This is a genomic window from Agrobacterium sp. SUL3 (genome assembly GCF_001263295.1).
Taxonomy (GTDB): Bacteria; Pseudomonadota; Alphaproteobacteria; order Rhizobiales; family Rhizobiaceae; genus Agrobacterium; species Agrobacterium tomkonis.
The window spans coordinates 1-19,387 of the sequence record NZ_KQ414517.1 but is presented as its reverse complement, the minus strand read 5'-3'; the positions used below and the strand labels follow the sequence as shown (position 1 = coordinate 19,387).

The following is a 19,387-nucleotide window of genomic DNA, read 5'->3' as shown; positions in this document are numbered from 1 at the left end:
CGTTTCCATCTCATCAGGAGATCGCCGTGCAAAGCGTCGTATTCCCCAACAAGATCCTGCCTTATCTGCTGGTCGCACCGCAGATCATCCTGACGGTGATCTTCTTTTTCTGGCCCGCAAGCCAGGCGCTCTACCAGTCGACCATGCGCGAGGACGCCTTCGGGCTGAACAGCAATTTCGTCGGGCTGGCCAATTTTTCCGCCGTGCTGTCAGATGAGAGCTATCTCAACTCCCTGCACGTCACCGTCATCTTCAGTGTGCTGACCGCACTCGTCTCCATGGGACTTGCGCTGCTTCTGGCGACGGCGGCTGACCGCGTGGTGCGCGGCAAGGGCTTTTACCGCACCATGATGATCATGCCCTATGCCGTGGCGCCTGCTGTCGCCGGCATGTTGTGGCTGTTCATGTTCAACCCGGCCATGGGAACCTTCTCTTATATCCTGCGCCGCAACGGCATCATGTGGGATCCGTTGCTCGACGGCAATCAGGCCATGCTGCTGGTCGTCGCCGCCGCTGCGTGGAAGCAGATCAGCTATAATTTCCTGTTCTTTGTCGCAGGCTTGCAGGCAATTCCGAAATCATTGCTGGAAGCCGCTTCTATTGACGGCGCGCGCGGTTCGCGGCGCTTCTGGACCATCGTTTTCCCGCTGCTGGCGCCGACAACCTTCTTCCTTCTGGTCGTCAACACGGTTTACGCCTTCTTCGATACCTTCGGCATCATCCATGCCGTCACCGGCGGCGGCCCCGCCAAGGCGACGGAAACGCTGGTCTACAAGGTCTATAATGATGGTTTCGTGAACCTGAACCTCGGCTCTTCCGCCGCGCAATCGGTCATCCTGATGGTGATCGTCATTGCGCTCACCGCCTTCCAGTTCCGCTTCGTCGAGAAGCGCGTGCATTACGGCTGAGGATTTCACAATGATTGAAAATCGCCCGGTCGCCCGCATGGTCGCGCATCTGATGCTCATTCTCGGCATCATCGTTGTGGCCTTCCCGATCTATTACACCTTCGTCGCCTCTTCCATGACATCGACGGATATCATCCGCCCGCCCATGTCGCTTTTGCCCGGCGACCATCTGAGCGCCAATTACACCGAAGCCATGGTCGGTGGCGTTGAAAGAGTGGTCGGCGTCAGCCTCGAGCGGCTGCTGTTCAACAGCTTCGTCGTGGCGCTCGCCATCGCCATCGGCAAGATCGTCATTTCGTTCCTGTCGGCCTTCGCCATCGTGTTCTTCCGCTTTCCCTTCCGCATGGGCTTTTTCTGGATGATCTTCATCACGCTCATGCTGCCGGTGGAAGTGCGTATCCTGCCCACCTACAAGGTCATCGTCGATCTTGGGCTGATCGATACCTATGCGGGACTGACGCTGCCGCTGATGGCATCTGCCACGGCAACCTTCCTGTTCCGGCAGTTCTTCCTGACCATTCCCGGTGAGCTGGTCGAGGCGGCGCGTATCGACAATGCCGGTCCGTTCCGCTTCATGCGCGATATTCTGCTGCCGCTGTCGAGAACCAATATCGCAGCACTTTTCGTGATCCTGTTCATCTATGGCTGGACCCAGTATCTCTGGCCGCTGCTCGTGACCAACGACGCCAAGATGAACACGATCATCATCGGCCTCAAGCGCATGGTGGATTTCACCGACGCTTCGACGCCCTGGAATTATGTGATGGTGACGGCGATCCTCGCCATCATCCCCCCGATTATGGTTGTGGTGCTGATGCAGCGCTGGTTCGTCAAAGGTTTGGTGGAGACCGAAAAATAATGGCAAAAATTGCGCTGAAAGACGTCCGCAAGGTTTATGGCGGCAATGTCGATGCGATCAAGGGCGTATCGATGGACATCGCCGATGGCGAAATGATCGTGCTGGTCGGCCCCTCCGGCTGCGGCAAATCCACGCTGCTGCGCATGATCGCCGGGCTGGAAAGCATATCGGGCGGCGAAATCGTCATCGGCGACCGCGTCGTCAACGATCTTGAACCCTCCGACCGCGACATCGCCATGGTGTTCCAGAATTATGCACTTTATCCGCATATGACGGTGCGCCAGAACCTTGCCTATGGCCTGAAGAACCGCAACACGCCGAAGGAGGAGATCGAACGGCGCATCACCGAGGCGGCCAAGGCGCTGGAGATCGAACAGTTCCTGGAGCGCAAGCCGCGCCAGCTTTCCGGCGGTCAGCGCCAGCGTGTGGCCATGGGCCGCGCCATTGTGCGCAAGCCGGCAGCCTTCCTGTTCGACGAGCCGCTCTCCAACCTCGACGCCAAGCTGCGCGTGCAGATGCGGGTGGAAATCCGCCGCCTCCAACGCTCGCTCGCCACGACAAGCGTTTATGTCACCCATGACCAGATGGAGGCCATGACGCTGGCCGACCGGCTGGTGGTGCTGAATGCCGGCCGCATCGAGCAGATGGGCACACCGATCGAGCTTTACGAAAAGCCGGCGACCACTTTCGTCGCCACCTTCATCGGCTCGCCTTCCATGAACCTTCTCGCCCATGGCGCAGCTTCGTCCACTGGCTCGACCGGCTGGTCGGTGAACGGCGCGACAGCGCTGCCGCAAACTGTCGCAACGCTCGGCATTCGCCCTGAAGATATCACCCTTGCCACGGAAGCCCCTGCCGACGCCGCCTTCGCCGGCACCGTGCAGGTGGACGCCGTGGAACTGGTCGGCGCCGAAAGCTATGTTCACGGCTCCTTCGCCGATGGCACCACCATCGTCTTCCGCGTCCACGGCCGCTCGCAACTGCGCATCGGCGAGACACTGAAGATCGCCGCACAGGCGAAGGATTTCCATCTGTTCGATATGACGGGCAAGCGGATTTAAACTTATCGACGAAAATCGAACACCCGCCATTCGGCGGGTGTTCGAGCATCGCCAAAACCTCGGGCAGTCCCCTACCACGCCAACTCCACCTGCGGCCGGCCGTTGGAGGTTTTTTCCACCGTGCGGCCGGATGCGTCGATATTGCAGTGGACGCGCTGCCGGAAGGCGGAGAAGCTTTCGAAGGTCACGACGTCGACGGGATTATCGAGATGGAGGGTGAGGCGATAGCGTTCCGGGTCACCGCCAAGCGTCTGGACGCCGAGCACGGAGGCGACGAAAGGCTGGCCGAGATAAAGGCCTTCCACTCTCGAACCCAGAAGATAGGGATTGAAGGCGGGGCGGTTTCCGGCTGCCGCATGCAGGGTATTCCAGTCACGGAAGCCATATTGCGCGGCGATGAGTTCCAGCGCCTTTGAGTGGGTGATTGCCTGTCCCTGTTCCTCAAGCGCTGAGCGCAGGCGTTTTGCCTGTTCTTTCAGCCCCTCAAGGGCGGGAAGCGGTTTGGACACGTGCATAACGGTTCTCCAACATTGACATGCCGAATTTTCCGAAGGGGGTCCGCGTTGCCATCGACGACATGCAAAACATGGGATGACCGTTATCAGGGATAAGAGCTTCACCAGGGGCAAAAATGCCTGCGGACGGCCGGGGCTCTCTGCCCGTGGCCGTCCGTATAACTCAGAACGCGCCGCCCGTCAAAGGCGGCGTTGAAGCCGTTCCGGGATCAGAAGCGATAGGTGATGCCAGCGCCGATCAGCCAGGGATCGAGCTTCGCCTTGCCGCTGATCGGTGTGCCGCCCAGTTCGGCGGTCCAGTCGGTCTTCAGGAAGATTTTTTTCACGTCGAAGTTCACGCCCCAATGCTCGTCGAGCATATAGTCGAAACCGACCTGCACGGCAGCACCTAGCTTGTTCTTGACGTCGAGATTGCTGAAGCCGGGCTCTTCGGACTGGTTGTAGAACAGCGAATAGTTCACGCCTGCACCGATATAGGGCTTGAAGGCGCCGAAATCGGTGAAGTGATATTGCAGCGTCAGTGTCGGCGGCAGCAGCCATGTCTTGCCGACCGGCGTGCCGGCCAACACACCCTCGCCATTGATCTTGGCATAGGTGGTGCCGAGAATGAGTTCAGCGGCAAAATTCGGCGTGAAGAAATAGGTGATGTCCAGTTCCGGGATCACTGTATCCGAATAGGAGAGGCCGGCACCCGGCACACCGTCGACGCTGCCGCTGTCATTGGTGATGACGCCAAGACCGCGCACGCGCAGCATCCACGGGCTTGCCGCCGCAATTGCCTCTTCGGCGGTGGGCGCCGGTGCTGGCGCGGCCAGATCGGCGGCCATGGCATTGGCCGATACCAGCATCGCCGCAACACTAACCGCGACGCTGGCAAGCAAGGCGGTTCTTTTGTTCCTGTTCATCATTCCATCTCTCCTTTAGCGCAGCCTGCATCCGTTCGGACATTCCCCAGGGCGCGTCTCACCTTCTCGAACCGGCGCATCGGAACTTGCCGATGCCACAGCCGTCACCGGGCAACCCAGAAACCGGCTGATGACGGCCGGCTGCGAATCCTCGGTGCCAAGACCGTCACGGCCACTATGGCGAAGGGCGGGACACACCAATTGAGATGGATCAAACCGTAACGGCATTGCCCCCTACAGACGACGTACGAGCGAAGATTGTGACAATTGCGCAACAAAAGAAGGCGAGAGACCGGCGCGAAATTGCCCTGGAACAGCGCACAAAAAAGGCGGGAGATGATCCCCCGCCCCGCTTTTTCAACAATGGACTTGCGTGTCAGATGTAACGATTGACGACGTTTTCCAGATATTCCTGACGACCGGATTTCGGCTCGGGATTGATATCCTCCCGCTCCACCAGCGCGGTAATCTCGTCAAGCTTCAGTTCGCCGCGCAGCATCTTCTGGGCCTCCGGCGAATCCCACTTGGCGTAACGCTCCGCAAGCGGCTTCGACAGCGCGCCGTCCTCGACCATCTTCGCCGCCGCCTTCAGGCCGCGGGCGCAGCAATCCATGCCGCCGATATGACCGATCAGCAGATCCTGCGGATCGAGCGACTGGCGACGCAGCTTGGAATCGAAATTGGTGCCGCCATTCTTGAAGCCGCCACCAGCAAGCACGTGGTAATAGGCGAGCGCCATTTCCGGCACGTTGTTGGGGAACTGGTCGGTATCCCAACCGGACTGGTAATCGTTGCGGTTCATGTCGATGGAGCCGAAAATGCCGAAGGCATTGGCCATGGCCAGCTCATGCTCGAAGGAATGGCCGGCGAGAATGGCATGGCCCTGCTCGATATTGACCTTCACTTCCTTTTCCAGACCGTTCTTCTGCAGGAAGGCATAAACGGTGGCGACGTCGTAGTCGTACTGGTGCTTGGTCGGCTCCTGCGGTTTCGGCTCGATCAGGATCGTGCCTTCAAAGCCGATCTTGTATTTATATTCGACCACCAGGTTGAGGAAGCGGCCCAGCTGGTCAAGCTCACGCGACAGATCGGTGTTGAGCAGGGTTTCGTAACCTTCGCGGCCGCCCCACAGAACGTAGTTCGCGCCGCCGAGCTTCTTGGTGGCGTCCATGCAGGTCTTCACCGTGGCGGCGGAGAATGCAAAGACATCCGGATCCGGATTGGTTGCCGCACCGGACATGAAACGCCGGTTGGAGAAAAGGTTCGCGGTGCCCCACAGCAGCTTCACGCCGGTCTGAGCCTGCTTTTCAGCAAAATAATCAACGATTTCGTTGAGGTTCTTCGTGTTTTCAGCAAAGTTGCGGCCTTCAGGGCGCACATCGGCGTCATGGAAGCAATAAAATGGCGAACCGAGCAGCGAGAAGAATTCGAAGGCCACATCTGCCTTCAGCTTCGCAGCCTGCATGCTGTCTTCGAACCACGGGCGCTGGAAGGTCTGGCCGCCGAAGGGGTCACCGCCCGGCCAGGTGAAGGTATGCCAGTAGGCCACCGCGAAACGCAGGTGGTCTTCCATGCGCTTGCCGGCAACGACTTCATCGGGATTGTAGTGGCGGAAGGCCAGCGGATTGGTGCTGTCTGGGCCTTCATATTTGATCTTGGCGATATCGCCGAAAAAACCTGTGCTCATGGTGATCCTCCTCTTGGGGTGGGTTAGGTGGTGTTCGGTATAGGTTGGAGGGCGCGGCTCACCCCCCCTCTGTCCTGCCGGACATCTCCCCCTCAAGGGGGGAGATCAACAAGCGGCTAAGTCTTGTCCTCACGCGAGGTTGAAGATGGAGCGAGAGGTAGCGTCCTGCCGATCTCCCCCCTTGAGGGGGAGATGCCCGGCAGGGCAGAGGGGGGTAAACCGCACACTCCGCGCTTCAATGCGAAAGCGCCCGAATAGCCGGATAAAGCGCGTGATACCGCCGATAGGCCTCCTCATAGGCCCCGGCCAGATCAGCCACCGGCTCAATCGTCCGCGCCGTCTCCGGCTGGGAGCAGACCGCCACCGGATCGGCGCCTGTCGCGGCGATCAGGCCAAGGCGAGCAGCACCGAAGGCCGCACCGAAATCGCCTTCCGCCGGAATATCCACCGGCACGCCGAGCGAGGTGGCAATCGAGGCAAGCCAATAGGCCGAACGCGAGCCGCCGCCGATGGCGGTGACGCGGGAGATCGAGGTGCCGGCGGATTTCAGCGCTTCGAGATTGTCCCTGATAGCAAAGGTCACACCTTCCAGCACCGCCTGGGTCAGCGCCTTGCGGTCGCTTTCATGCGAAAGACCGATGAAGGAGCCACGAATGGCCGCGTCATTATGCGGGGTGCGCTCGCCGGAAAGATAGGGCGCGAAGGTAACGCCGGTGGGCGCAAGCAGTGTCTCGCCCAGCTCGCCGGTCAGATCGGCGGCGGATTGCCCGGTGAGGCGGGAATACCAGTTCAGCGCATCGGTGGCGGAGAGGATGACGCCCATCTGGTGCCAGGTGTTGGGCAGCGCGTGGCAGAAGGCGTGCACGGCGCTTTCCGGCTTCGGCAGATAGGAGGCATTGGCAGCGAAGAGCACGCCGGATGTGCCAAGCGAAACGAAGGCGTGGCCCTCCTTCACCGTGCCCATGCCGCAGGCGGAGGCGGCGTTGTCACCCGCACCGCCGGCCACCACGGCACGGCCGGAAATGCCCCATTCACCGGCGAGTTCGGCGCGAAGAACGCCCGCCTCATCCGTGCCTTCCACCAGTGACGGCATGTGTTTTTCATCCAGGCCGGTGGCGGCGAGAAGTTCGGAAGACCATTGGCGCGCGCCGGTATCAAGCCATGAGGTGCCGGCGGAGTCTGACATCTCGGAGATATATTCGCCCGTCAGCCACAGCCGCAGATAATCCTTCGGCAACAGCACCTTGGCCACTTTGGCGAAGATTTCAGGTTCGTTCTTCGCCACCCAGGCAAGCTTCGGCGCGGTGAAGCCGGGGAAGACGATATTGCCGGTGATCCTGCGGAAACGTGGATCGGCGTCGAGTGCTGCGGCCTCGGCATGGGAGCGGGTGTCGTTCCACAGGATGCAGGGGCGCAGTACCTTGCCCTCGGCATCAACAAGCGTCGCGCCATGCATCTGGCCGGAAAGGCCGATGCCCTTCACTGCGGCAAGCTCCTTCGGGAACTTCTGCTTCAGGCCGCCGACGGCGGTTTTCGCGGCGGCGATCCAGTCCGCCGGATTCTGTTCCGACCAGCCATGATGCGGACGCGAAACCTCCAGCGAGCCATTGGCCGAACCGACAATCTTCTGATCGCCATCCATCAGCAGGGCTTTGATGCCTGACGTGCCAAGATCGAGACCGAGATACATGTATTTCTCCATTCCGGCGCTCCATGCGCCACTTTCAGCGTTTTTTAAAAGTCACCGCATTTCCGGACGGAAAACCGGCGGCCACTTTTCCTGGAAATGCTCTCATCAGGGAAGATTGTCCCTGAGGAATATGTCGATACGGATACGTTCCTGCGCTGCGATGACGGGCTGGCCGTCGGCACGCGCTTTCAATACGCGGATGGCGCTGCGCACCTCATGGCCGGCATCCTGATTGAGCACGGCGTCAAGCACGCCTTCCCGCAGCGCATTGGCGGTGTTTTCCGTCAGTTCATGGGCAATGACAGACAGCGACCTTTCACCGCCGGCGGCTCGGAGCGCCCGGATGAGGCCGCGATTGCCGGCGCCGAGACTGTAGATGCCGGAGAGTGCAGCATTGCCAAGCGCTCCGGAAACCAGCGCCTCGACGGTTGCTGGGTCATCCTTGCCCTCCAGCACCGGCAGAAGCCGCAATTGCGGAAATTCGGCTTCGATGACCGCGCGAAAACCCTCCAGACGTTCGCGATGGTCGCGCACCAGCATGGAACCGGCGACAACAGCGATATCGCCACCGCAGCTGGAGAGGAAACGTCCCATCAGGCTCGCCGCCGTGCGTCCCGCCGCGGCATTGTCGACACCGGCATAATGGTCGCGGCGCGAGCCGGAAAGATCGGACACCAGCGTCACCGTGGCGATGCCGTCTTCCGCCAGCCGGTCTGCCGCTTCCGCCACATCTTGCGAATCCGTGGCGACGAAAGCCACGCCCGACGGTTTTTCCCGCCGTGCCACCTCCAGAGCCTCGGTCAGCGCCGCGGCATTAAAGGGCGGCACCTCGATGATGCGGATCGCCGTGCGTTCCAGATGGGAGCGGGAGGCGGCGGCCCGAACCTCGGCCCTCAGCGTTGCCATGAAGGAATTGTCGTTGCCCGGCAGGATGAAGACCAGCGAATAATTACGGCCCTTGGCGAGATTGGCGGCGGCGATATCGCGCACATAACCAAGCTCGGCAATCGCCGCCTCCACGCGGGCGCGGGTGGCGGCGTGAACGCCCGGACGCATGTTCAGCACCCGGTCGATGGTGGCGAGGCTGACGCCTGCGCGCTCGGCAATATCATGAACTGTCGGCTTCATGGCTCCTCCCCTCGCCTTTGAATATCCAGCTTTGAGGCCGAGGTAAACCGAAAAATGATGTACGTACCTCATATTTCTTCGGAAGGCGGTATCGGGTTGGCGGCTCTTGGCGAAACGGTGCCGCGCGTTTCTTCTCCCCGCCGGGGAGAAGGTGGCCCGAAGGGTCGGATGAGGGGGCCAGCTCTCGGTCTATCGCTACCGTCGCCCCCTCATCCCGCTGCCGCGGACTTCTCCCCGGCGGGGAGAAGAAATATGCCGCCCCCGCTCGCTCCATATTCAAAACAAAAAAGGGGCCGTCATTTTCGACGGCCCCAGCTCTGCGGTGGATGGGAGGGGATTTTTATCAGTGCGCCGCGTCTGGCGGCGGCGCTGCCTTGGGTTTCTGGATCAGGATTGTCATGAAGATGAGGCTGCCGAACAGCAGGGTCAGCGCGAAGAACACATCCGCGAAGGCCAATATCCATGCCTGCTGCGAGACCATGCCGACCAGTTTCTTGATCGCGACGGAAGCGCCGTCCAACCCGTAGGAATCGTAGTTCGCGCCGACATTGTTCAGCCATTCCAGCGCCTGCGGATTGGAATAGCTGATATGTTCCGCCAGCCGCACATAATGATCGTCGGTGCGCTGCGACAGCAGGGTGTTGATGACGGCAAGGCCAACCGCGCCGCCGAGGTTACGGGTGAGGTTGAACAGGCCCGATGCATTGCGGATACGGGCGGGCGGCAGCGTGCCGAGCGCGATGTTGTTGATCGGCACCATGCACATCATCAGGCCAAAACCGCGCAGGATCTGCGGGATCAGCAGTTCATAGAAGTCCCAGTCGGTCGTCACATAGGTCATGATCCACGTGCCGCAGCCGAAGCTGATGAAGCCGATGGCCATCATCGCCCGCGGGTCGAGCTTGGTGGAGACCTTGCCGGCAATCGGCGCGGTGAAGAACATCGCAAGGCCGGAGACGAACATGGTCTCACCGATCATCAGCGCATCATACCCCCTCACCCGGCCGAGATAGAGCGGGTAAAGATAGGTCAGGCCATAAAGCCCGATGCCCATGACGAAGGAAAACAGCGAGCCGATGGAGAAGTTTCGGTCGGCGAAGGCGCGGATATCGACGACCGGGAATTCCACCTTGAAGGCGCGCCAGAAGAACACGACGGCACCGATGACCATGGCGACGGAGCCAAGGACGATATGCTCGTCGTTGAACCAGTCCTTGTTATTGCCCTCTTCCAGCACATATTCCAGCGAGCCGAGGAAGACCGCCATGGAGATCAGCCCCCACCAGTCGAACTTCTTCCAGAGCGACTTTTCCGGCTTGTCGAAATCGATCAGGCTCCAGGTGAGGATGGTGACGATGATGCCGGGGATGATGTTGACGAGGAACAGCCAGTGCCAGGAAAAGGCATTGGAGAGATAACCGCCGACCGTCGGCCCGATGGTGGGCGCAAGCGTGGCGACGAGACCGATGATTGGCGACACGACCGAACGCTTCGAGGGCGGGAAGATCGTAAAGGCGGCAGCAAAGACCGACGGGATCATGCCGCCGCCGATAAAGCCCTGGATCGCGCGGTAGACGATCATCTGGTCAATATTGGTGGCGGTGGCGCAGAGCGCACTCGAAAGCGTAAAGCCGGCCGCACAGGTGGCGAAAAGCACGCGCGTGGAGAGAATGCGCGCCAGCGTGCCGGACAGCGGGATCATGATCACTTCGGCGATCAGATAGGAGGTCTGCACCCAGGCGATCTCATCCGAGCCGGCGCCGAGGCCGGCCTGGATTTCCGCCAGCGAGGCGGAAACGATCTGAATATCGAGAATGGACATGAACATGCCGAAGACCATCGCGAAGAACGCGATGAGCCTGCGCCTGTCCATCGGAGGATCGGCGGGGATCGACGCCCCGCCCGTACCGACAACCGTAGCCGCCATGATCTTGCCCTCGACGACGCTTTACTTGGCTTGCGCCGTTTTCGTATTTTCAGGCGCCGTGCGCGTGTCGACATCAACGACAACGCTCAGGCCCGCACGCAGATTGTGCTTTGCAAGATCGTCCTTCGAGAAGACGATACGAACAGGCACGCGCTGGATGACCTTTGTGAAGTTGCCCGTGGCATTTTCCGGCGGCAGCATGGAGAAGACCGAACCGGAGCCGGGCGAGATCGACTGCACCGTGCCTTCAATGGTCGCATCATCGAAGGCGTCCACATGGACACGAACCTTCGAGCCGGGAACAACGCTGGCCAGCTGTGTTTCCTTGAAATTAGCGTCGATATAAAGCTCATTCATCGGCACCAGCGAAGCCAGACGCTTGCCGACTGAGACGAGATCACCCGTCTGCACCGCCAGATTGCCGATGACGCCATCATAGGGCGCTTTCAGCACTGTGAAGGACAGGTCGCGAGCAGCCTTGTCGCGGGAAAGCTGCAGCGAGCGGATTGTGCTTTCGGCCTCTTCGCGCTGGGCGCGCAGAAGCTCGACATTGGCTTTCGCGGAGGAGATCGCCGCATCACCGGCCACGACATTCGCCTTGGCCTGATCGAGCGCAACCTGGGCATTGTCGGAAGCGGCAACGGTGCCGACGTCCTTCGCCTGCAATTCGCTGGCACGCTTCTGGGTGATTTCCGCCCCGCGAAGGGCGGCATCCAGCGCACCCTTCTGGGCAACGGCCTGTTCCTGCGATGCCTCGCCGCCAATGATCTGCGCATCGATACGCTTCAGCGACAGCTCCTCTGTGCGGATCTGCGCCTCAGCCTGTTCAAGCGCAATGCGATAGTCGCCATCATCCAGCGTCACCAGCGGATCGCCCGCCTTGACTTCCTGGTTTTCAACCACATTCACCTTGGCAACGTAACCCGACACCTTGGGCGCGATGACGGCGATGTCACCTTCTATATAGGCATCATCGGTCGAGACCATGAAGCGGCCATCGATCCACCAGTTGTAACCGTACCAGCCGGCACCGGCGAGAAGGGCGACGGCGATGACCGGCAGGAGCTTCGAACGCTTCTTCTGCTTCGGAGCAGCGGTTGTCTGGGGCGGCTGTTGCGGCGGGGCATCAGCCGGCTTTGCCGGAGAGGTCTCGGCCTTGGCGGAGATATCCGCCTCTTCCGCATCGTTGACGGCGCGAACCGCGCTATTCTTCTGGGCCGACATGAGAGTATACCGTGATAGATTGAAAAAAGTTTTTCGAACTGAACCGTTCGGTTCGATTGACTTAATCTCTTTCCTGACACATATCAAGTGTTATCGAACCGATTGGTTCGACGTCTGGTTAATTTTTTTTACGCCATTGTGGTGCTAGGAGGCGATAACGATGGCAGGGGGAAACATGGATATGGAAGCGGACATGGAAACGGGCTGTCCCGGAAACCCCGCCGGGCGTTTTGCGGCGGGTGAGGACCCGGCAAAGCGCGAGCAGATTCTGGCCGGCGCCTGGCGCGTTTTCAAACGCAAGGGCTTCGACGCCGCCAGCATGAACGACATCACCCGGGAAGCGGGCGTTTCCAAGGGTACGATCTATGTCTATTTCTCCAACAAGGAAGATCTGTTCGCCGCCCTCGTCGATCAGCACCGGCAGGAATTCGCCACCTCCATGCGCAACATTCTGGCCGGCACCGAAGAGGTGCGCGAAGGCCTGAAGCAGTTCGGCAAGGCCTTCGCCAACAAGATGATCTGTTCGGACATGGTCCCTGCCATGCGCTCGGTCATCGGCGTCATCGACCGCATGCCGAAGCTGGCGCAGCGTTTCTTCATCGCGGCGCCCAATAATGTGCGCACCGTGCTTCAGGATTTCATCGAGCACCACGTGGCGCTCGGACACCTGAAAGTGGATGATGTCGAGCTTGCCGCCCGGCAATATATAGAGCTTTCCACCGGCACCTTCTTCAAGCTGCGCCTGTTCGGAGAAATCGACGGCCCGGTTCCCGAAGAGGAACTCGACCGGGTGATCAACAGCGCCATCACGGTATTCATGGCGGCTTACGGAACCAACAGGGCCTGATTTCATTCAGCAACGGCACCAGCGCCGACACCCGGCCTGCGCGAAATTTCGATGAAATCTTGCGTGGTGGGGGCCTCATGCGCTTGTTTCTCGCGTATTGCGCTATAAATTCCACCCACCGAATGTTTCGGCTGGCCTTGTTGCTGAAAGGAAAACTTACCTGATGGAGTCCATTCTCCCTCTTCTATCTGACCCCGCCGCCTGGGTGGCGCTCGTCACGCTGATCGTCATGGAGGTCGTGCTCGGCATCGACAACCTGATCTTCATCTCCATCCTCACCAACAAGCTGCCGCCTGAACAGCGCGAAAAAGCCCGCAAGATCGGCATCGGCCTTGCCCTCGTCATGCGTCTCGGTCTGCTCGGCACCGTTGCCTGGATCGTGCAGCTCACCACACCGGTGTTTGAAGTCTTCGGCCATGCCTTCTCATGGAAGGACATGATCCTGATCGCCGGCGGTCTCTTCCTCGTGTGGAAGGCCACCAAGGAAATCCACCACAATGTCGATCCTGAAGATCACAAGGAAGACATGGTGGGTGGCCCGGTGGCGATGAACTTCGGCGCTGCCATCGGCCAGATCCTGCTGCTCGACCTCGTCTTTTCGGTCGACAGCATCATCACCGCCGTCGGCATGACGCCGCACCTGCCGATCATGATCGTCGCCGTCGTCGTCGCCGTTGCCGTCATGCTGCTCGCCGCAACCCCGCTCGCCAACTTCATCGAGCGCAACCCCACCATCGTCATGCTGGCGCTCGCCTTCCTGATGATGATCGGCACGACGCTGATCGCCGAAGGCATGGGCTTCCATGTTCCCAAGGGTTATGTCTATGCCGCCATGGCGTTTTCGGCGCTGGTGGAGGTGCTCAACATGTTTGCGCGCAATGCGCGGCAGCGCAAGAAGGCAGAAGCTTCGGGCGACACCCGGCATTAACGCCCGGATATCAACGCCATTGTCCCTGTCATGCCGGATCAAGCCCCGGCATGACAGGAGAGATATGAAGCTCCGGCCCGGAACCGCATGACCCCGCCTTGCGTTCTTCGACACCATCACCGATAGAGCCCTCTATCGGTGCCTCTCCTTCGAAAGCATAGGCAAGCATGACGACTGACCAGATCCTCGCCTTCACCGTGATCGCCGGCATGATGGCAGCATTCATCTGGGACAGGTTCCGTTACGACGTCATCGCCTGCAGCGCATTGCTGGTGGCGGTGGCGCTTGGCGTCGTGCCTTTCAACAAGGCTTTCTCCGGTTTTTCCGACGATATCGTCATCATCGTGGCAAGCGCGCTGATCGTCAGTTCGGCCGTGGCGCGTTCGGGGGTCGTCGATATGACGATCAAGAAATATTTCCCGGAGATGCATTCCAAGGGGCTGCAACTGGCCTTTCTGATGATCGTCGTCGCCATCATGTCGGCTTTCATCAAGAATATCGGCGCACTTGCCATCATGATGCCCGTCGCCTTCCAGTTTGCCCGCAAATCCGGCAGCCCCGTTTCCTATTATCTGATGCCGATGGCCTTTGCCGCGCTGCTGGGCGGGCTGATGACGCAGATCGGCACCTCGCCCAACATCGTCGTTTCCCGGTTGCGGGAGGAAATGACCGGCCAGAGCTTTTCGATGTTCGACTTCACCCCCGTCGGTGCGGGGCTGACCGTGATCGGCATCATCTTCCTGACCTTCGGTTACCGGCTGCTGCCGGTGCGCAACCGCCAGCAGGCATCGGTGGAGGATGCTCTCGACCAGGCGGCCTACACGGCGGAGGCAACGCTGCCGGCCGACAGCACCTTTGCCGACAGGCCGCTGCGCGAACTTTTGAAACAGGCCGATGGCGACGTGATCGCCAGCACCATCCTGCGCGGACCGCGGCGCATCTCCCCCTTCCCCGACGTCAAGCTGAAGGCCGGAGACACGGTTCTGCTTGAAGGCAGCCCCGAAGGGTTGGACCGCATCGTTTCGCAGGCGAAATTGCTGCTGTCCGGCAAACCGCTAACCGAAAACGGCCAGAAAACCGGCGATCTCATCTCCATGGAAGCGGTGATCAGCAATGAATCGGTGCTAACAGGCATTTCAGCCCGCGAACTTTCCCTGTCCTACACGCGCGGCGTCAATCTGATCGCCGTCAGCCGTCGCGGCCAGCGCGTCAGCCAGCGGCTTTCCGACCTGACCTTGCAGGCGGGCGACGTCATCCTGCTGCAGGGCAGCCGCAAGAACCTGCCGCACGTATTGCAGGAGTTCTCCCTTCTGCCTTTGGCCCAGCGGGAAATCCTGCTCGGTGTGCAGCGCCGTGCGCTTCTGCCCGTCATCGTGCTGGCCGCGGCCATGCTTGCCGCCGGCAGCGGGCTGGTGCCGGTCTCGGTCGCCTTTTTCGCCGCCGCCTTCCTGATGATCGTCGTCGGCGCCATTCCGCTTGCCGAAGTCTATAAATCGATCGACGGGCCGATCCTCGTCATGCTCGCCGCCCTTATTCCCGTCAGTGACAGTCTTCGCACCAGCGGCGCCAGCGAATTGATCGCCGCCTGGCTGGGCCAGGCAGCGCAAGGGCTGCCGCCTTTCGCGGCGCTCGGCATGATCCTCTTGACCGCCATGGCAGTGACGCCCTTCCTCAACAATGCCGCCACCGTGCTGGTCATGGCTCCCATCGCCGCCGGTTTCGCCACCACGCTCGGGTTCCGGCCGGAGGCCTTCCTGATGGCGGTGGCGATCGGTGCCGGCTGCGACTTCCTCACCCCCATCGGCCACCAGTGCAACACGCTGGTCATGGGCCCCGGCGGTTACCGCTTCAGCGATTATCCGCGCCTCGGCCTGCCGCTGTCGATCATGATCGTCATTGCCAGCATTCCCATGCTGCTTTACGTCTGGCCAGTGAACTAGGACTCTGGGCCAGGACGCTGAACCAGCGCGTCCCGTCGCCGTGCGAAGACAGCGCAGGCTTCGTATTTCCTTGACGCCTGCGGCAGAATATGGCCTAAGCCGAAGCCGAACGGGAATGTGCAAAAGACGCTTTCATTGCGTCTTCCAACATGATTTCCTGCCGCATCCAAACGAAAACATCGTGACAGAAGGGTGAAACCGCCCCGATGTCACTGCCACGTCACGACGAGTGAATTTCATGACCACTTCCGGCGTTCGCGTCCGCATCGCACCTTCCCCCACCGGCGAGCCGCATGTCGGCACCGCCTATATCGCGCTGTTCAACTATCTCTTCGCCCAGAAACATGGCGGCGAATTCATCCTGCGCATCGAGGATACCGACGCCACCCGCTCGACCCTTGAATATGAGCAGAAGGTGCTGGAAGCCCTGCGCTGGACCGGCCTCACCTGGTCGGAAGGCCCCGATGTCGGTGGACCTTACGGTCCCTACCGCCAGTCCGAGCGCAAGCCGATGTACTGGCCCTATGCAGAAGAACTGCTGGAAAAAGGCCATGCCTTCCGCTGTTTCTGCACGCCCGAGCGGCTGGAAGAAATGCGCGAAGCGCAGCGCGCCGCCGGCAAGCCGCCGAAATATGACGGCCATTGCCTTAACCTGAAGGCCGAGGAAGTCACCGCCCGCGTCGCCGCCGGCGAGGCCAATGTCGTGCGCATGAAAATCCCGACCGAAGGCTCGTGCGATTTCCATGACGGCGTTTATGGCGATGTCTCGATACCCTGGGATTCGGTCGACATGCAGGTGCTGATCAAGGCCGACGGCATGCCGACCTATCACATGGCCAACGTCATCGACGACCATCTGATGAAGATCACCCATGTGGCGCGCGGCGAGGAATGGCTGGCCTCCGTGCCGAAGCACATCCTGCTTTACCGTTATTTCGGCTGGCAGGAGCCGGTGTTCATGCATCTTTCGCTGATGCGCAACGCCGACAAGTCCAAGCTTTCCAAGCGCAAGAACCCGACCTCGATCTCCTATTATTCCGCGCTGGGTTACCTGCCGGAAGCGCTGATGAACTTCCTTGGCCTGTTCTTCATCCAGATCGCCGAAGGCGAAGAGCTTTTGACCATGGACGAGCTGGCGGCGAAGTTCGACCCGGAAGCGCTGTCCAAGGCCGGCGCCATCTTCGATATCCAGAAGCTGGACTGGCTGAACGGTCGCTGGCTGCGCGAGAAGCTTTCGCCGGAGGAATTCATTTCCCGCACGCTGGAATGGGCGATGGAAAATGCCCGTCTGACCGAAGGCCTGAAGCTTGCGCAGAGCCGCATTTCAAGGCTCGGCGAATTGCCGAACCTTGCCGGCTTCCTGCTGGCAAGCGATGTCGGCCTGACACCGGCCTCCTTTGCGGGCCTGAAGAGCAAGCCGGAGGAAATCCACGAAATCCTCACCACGGTTGCCGCAGACCTCGAAAAAATGCCGGACTGGAATGTGGAAGCGATCGAGGCCGAGCTGCGCGATGTCGCCGAACGCACCGGCAAGAAGCTGCGCATCGTGACGCCGCCGCTCTTCGTCGCCATGTCCGGTTCCTCGCGCTCGCTGCCGTTGTTTGACTCGATGGCGCTGCTTGGCCGCTCCGTGGTGCGCCAGCGGCTGAAGATGGCGATTGCCGTTGTGGCCACGATGGTTGGCAGCGGAAGCTGATGATGACGTGCTGGCGGTGACGGCAGCATTCTAGAATACGCCCTCTGCTTGGGGCTTACCCCCCTCTGCCCTGCCGGGCATCTCCCCCTCAAGGGGGGAGATCAGGTGCCGCACCCGCTCGTTCCATGGGCAAGGTGCCCGCCGCTTGTCGATCTCCCCCCTTGAGGGGGAGATGTCCGGCAGGACAGAGGGGGGTAAGCCCGGAGCGCACAGGGTAACCGCAACGAACAAGCCCGCTAAAGGCGAACACCATGAACGACAAGACGACCGAAACCACCGCCCTCTCCTCCGACGCGACAGAAGTGCGCCGCCAGAAACTTGCGCTGTTGCGCGAGCAGATCGGCGATGTCTATCCGGCGCATTTCCACCGCACGCTGACCAATGCGGAGCTTTCGGAAAAATACGCCGATATCGAAGCTGACGTTGAAACCGGCGATACGGTGACGGTGGCCGGCCGCGTTTATTCCTCGCGCAATTCCGGCATGTTCATGGATATCCATGACGCCTCGGGCAAGGTGCAAATCTTCTCCCACAAGGATACGACGCCGGAAGCGGCGCGCAACCTGCTGCCGATGATCGATATCGGCGACATCATTGGCGTCACCGGCAAGGTGCGCCGCACCAAGCGCGGCGAGCTGACGATCAACGCCGAAGAAATCACCATGCTGACGAAGTCGCTGCTGCCGATGCCCGAGAAGTGGCATGGCGTCTCCGACATCGAGCTGCGTTACCGCAAGCGCCATCTGGATATTCTCTCCAACGAGGAATCCAAGCTGCGCTTCCTGCAGCGTTCGAAGATTCTCTCCGGCATCCGCCGCTTCATGGAGGCCGAAGGCTTCCTCGAAGTGGAAACGCCGATGCTGCAGACCATCTATGGCGGCGCGACGGCCGATCCGTTCAAGACCTTCCACAACACGCTGAAGATGGACATGTATCTGCGCATCGCGCCGGAACTGTACCTGAAGCGCACGCTGGTTTCGGGCCTGACCGACAAGGTCTTCGAAATCAACCGCAACTTCCGTAACGAAGGCGTTTCCACAAGGCACAATCCTGAATTCACCATGATGGAGTGCTACTGGGCCTATGCCGACTACGAAGACATCATGGGTCTCGTGGAGCGGCTGTTCGAGACGCTGGCAATTGCCTTGCACGGCACGACCGAAGTTGAATTCCAGGGCCAGACGATCTCCTTCAAGGGTCCGTTCAAGCGCGTACCGATGCCTGAAGCTGTGAAGGAAGCGACCGGTATCGATTTCCTCGCCATCAAGACCGACGAAGAAGCCCGCGCTGCCGCCAAAGCTGCCGGTTTTGCGGTGGAGAAGGACTGGACCTGGGGCGAATGCCTTGCCTTCATCTTCGAAGAGAAGGTGGAAGGCACGCTGATCCAGCCGAGCCACGTCACGCATTTCCCGAAGGACATTTCGCCGTTTGCCAAGGAAGTGCCGGGCGAACCGCGCCTCGTCGAGCGTTTCGAAAGCTATTGCAACGCCTGGGAAGTGGGCAATGCCTTCTCGGAACTCAACGATCCGGAAGAACAGCGCCGCCGCATGGTGGAGCAGCTGGAGCAGGCGCACGCCCGCGGCGAAAAGGACAAGCAGCTGGACGAGGAATTCCTCGATGCCATCGACCAGGGCATGCCGCCCGCCGGCGGTCTCGGCATCGGCGTCGATCGCCTGATCATGCTTCTGACCAACGCCCCGTCGATCCGTGACGTCATCCTCTTCCCGGCGCGCCGCAACAAGGCGGATTGATCGAACGAAAACGAAGGCGGCCTCACGGCCGCCTTCGCTCTTCATGCTCGGGACCGGCCCAGCTGCCGTGCGGTCTGGATTTCCCGGCAATGGTTGCATTATGTTTTCGGACGAACCGCTACACCTCGGACCCGAAAAAGAATCATGCCTTTAATTGAATCGCAAATCGAGCCTATCACACTGACGTCATCCTCGGGCTTGTCCCGAGGATCTGCCAACGTCTTGATTTCATTCGACGTGATTAGATCCTCGGGACAAGCAACCGTGGAGTTATTGCTGGAAAGCAGGGTCTGATCGAGCGATAGCGTTGAGGATCGTGAT

General features: G+C 60.4%; 16 protein-coding genes. 8 read left to right on the top strand and 8 right to left on the bottom strand.

Going from position 1 to position 19,387, the window contains the following annotated elements; genetic code table 11:
- The first annotated feature begins 26 nt into the window (after positions 1-26).
- The 3 genes from ugpA to AKG12_RS24465 are packed head-to-tail and all read left to right on the top strand — an operon-like array spanning position 27 to position 2,828.
- A complete protein-coding gene (gene ugpA / locus AKG12_RS24475) occupies positions 27-908 on the top strand; it encodes a sn-glycerol-3-phosphate ABC transporter permease UgpA (protein WP_046800832.1) in 882 nt (293 codons plus the stop codon).
- A gap of 10 nt (positions 909-918) precedes the next feature.
- The gene (gene ugpE / locus AKG12_RS24470; RefSeq protein ID WP_052820799.1) at positions 919-1,767 is read left to right on the top strand and encodes a sn-glycerol-3-phosphate ABC transporter permease UgpE; all 849 of its coding nucleotides are present in this window, start codon (positions 919-921) and stop codon (positions 1,765-1,767) included.
- The gene (locus tag AKG12_RS24465; RefSeq protein WP_052820798.1) at positions 1,767-2,828 is read left to right on the top strand and encodes a sn-glycerol-3-phosphate import ATP-binding protein UgpC; all 1,062 of its coding nucleotides are present in this window, start codon (positions 1,767-1,769) and stop codon (positions 2,826-2,828) included. The genes ugpE and AKG12_RS24465 overlap by 1 nt, the downstream gene beginning before the upstream one ends.
- A 71-nt stretch (positions 2,829-2,899) precedes the next feature.
- Here the strand turns inward: AKG12_RS24465 and AKG12_RS24460 are convergent, their stop codons facing one another.
- The 7 genes from AKG12_RS24460 to AKG12_RS24425 all read right to left on the bottom strand — a co-directional run bounded on the left by AKG12_RS24460 (position 2,900) and on the right by AKG12_RS24425 (position 11,904).
- Complete coding sequence (locus tag AKG12_RS24460) at positions 2,900-3,343, bottom strand: glyoxalase superfamily protein (protein ID WP_052820797.1); 444 nt, start codon at positions 3,341-3,343, stop codon at positions 2,900-2,902.
- Between the two features lie 209 nt (positions 3,344-3,552).
- Positions 3,553-4,251 carry an OmpW/AlkL family protein gene (locus AKG12_RS24455; RefSeq protein ID WP_052820796.1) on the bottom strand — a complete coding sequence of 233 codons (699 nt, stop codon included), beginning with the start codon at positions 4,249-4,251 and terminating at the stop codon, positions 3,553-3,555.
- A gap of 373 nt (positions 4,252-4,624) precedes the next feature.
- Positions 4,625-5,935, bottom strand: coding sequence for a xylose isomerase (gene xylA, locus AKG12_RS24445; RefSeq protein ID WP_052820794.1), 1,311 nt, complete (start codon positions 5,933-5,935; stop codon positions 4,625-4,627).
- 235 nt (positions 5,936-6,170) lie between these two features.
- Complete coding sequence (gene xylB, locus AKG12_RS24440) at positions 6,171-7,625, bottom strand: xylulokinase (RefSeq protein WP_052820793.1); 1,455 nt, start codon at positions 7,623-7,625, stop codon at positions 6,171-6,173.
- A 105-nt stretch (positions 7,626-7,730) separates the two neighbouring features.
- A complete protein-coding gene (locus AKG12_RS24435; RefSeq protein WP_046800824.1) occupies positions 7,731-8,753 on the bottom strand; it encodes a LacI family DNA-binding transcriptional regulator in 1,023 nt (340 codons plus the stop codon).
- Between the two features lie 343 nt (positions 8,754-9,096).
- Positions 9,097-10,680 carry a DHA2 family efflux MFS transporter permease subunit gene (locus AKG12_RS24430; protein WP_052820792.1) on the bottom strand — a complete coding sequence of 528 codons (1,584 nt, stop codon included), beginning with the start codon at positions 10,678-10,680 and terminating at the stop codon, positions 9,097-9,099.
- Positions 10,681-10,701: 21 nt separating this feature from the next.
- Positions 10,702-11,904 (bottom strand): HlyD family secretion protein, encoded by a 1,203-nt coding sequence (locus AKG12_RS24425; protein ID WP_052820791.1) that lies wholly within the window; start codon positions 11,902-11,904, stop codon positions 10,702-10,704.
- A 160-nt stretch (positions 11,905-12,064) separates the two neighbouring features.
- Between AKG12_RS24425 and AKG12_RS24420 the strand changes: the two genes are divergently transcribed.
- The 5 genes from AKG12_RS24420 to lysS all read left to right on the top strand — a co-directional run bounded on the left by AKG12_RS24420 (position 12,065) and on the right by lysS (position 19,066).
- Positions 12,065-12,751 (top strand): TetR/AcrR family transcriptional regulator, encoded by a 687-nt coding sequence (locus AKG12_RS24420; RefSeq protein ID WP_046800821.1) that lies wholly within the window; start codon positions 12,065-12,067, stop codon positions 12,749-12,751.
- A 163-nt stretch (positions 12,752-12,914) separates the two neighbouring features.
- A complete protein-coding gene (locus AKG12_RS24415; RefSeq protein ID WP_046800820.1) occupies positions 12,915-13,679 on the top strand; it encodes a TerC family protein in 765 nt (254 codons plus the stop codon).
- A 167-nt stretch (positions 13,680-13,846) separates the two neighbouring features.
- A complete protein-coding gene (locus AKG12_RS24410; protein WP_052820790.1) occupies positions 13,847-15,619 on the top strand; it encodes an SLC13 family permease in 1,773 nt (590 codons plus the stop codon).
- Positions 15,620-15,857: 238 nt separating this feature from the next.
- A complete protein-coding gene (gltX, locus tag AKG12_RS24405) occupies positions 15,858-17,315 on the top strand; it encodes a glutamate--tRNA ligase (RefSeq protein ID WP_052820839.1) in 1,458 nt (485 codons plus the stop codon).
- Between the two features lie 251 nt (positions 17,316-17,566).
- Positions 17,567-19,066 carry a lysine--tRNA ligase gene (gene lysS / locus AKG12_RS24400; RefSeq protein ID WP_046800818.1) on the top strand — a complete coding sequence of 500 codons (1,500 nt, stop codon included), beginning with the start codon at positions 17,567-17,569 and terminating at the stop codon, positions 19,064-19,066.
- 98 nt (positions 19,067-19,164) lie between these two features.
- Here lysS and AKG12_RS30920 read toward each other — a convergent pair.
- Positions 19,165-19,387 (bottom strand): hypothetical protein (locus tag AKG12_RS30920; protein WP_210168243.1); only part of this gene is annotated, 223 nt, incomplete at its 5' end.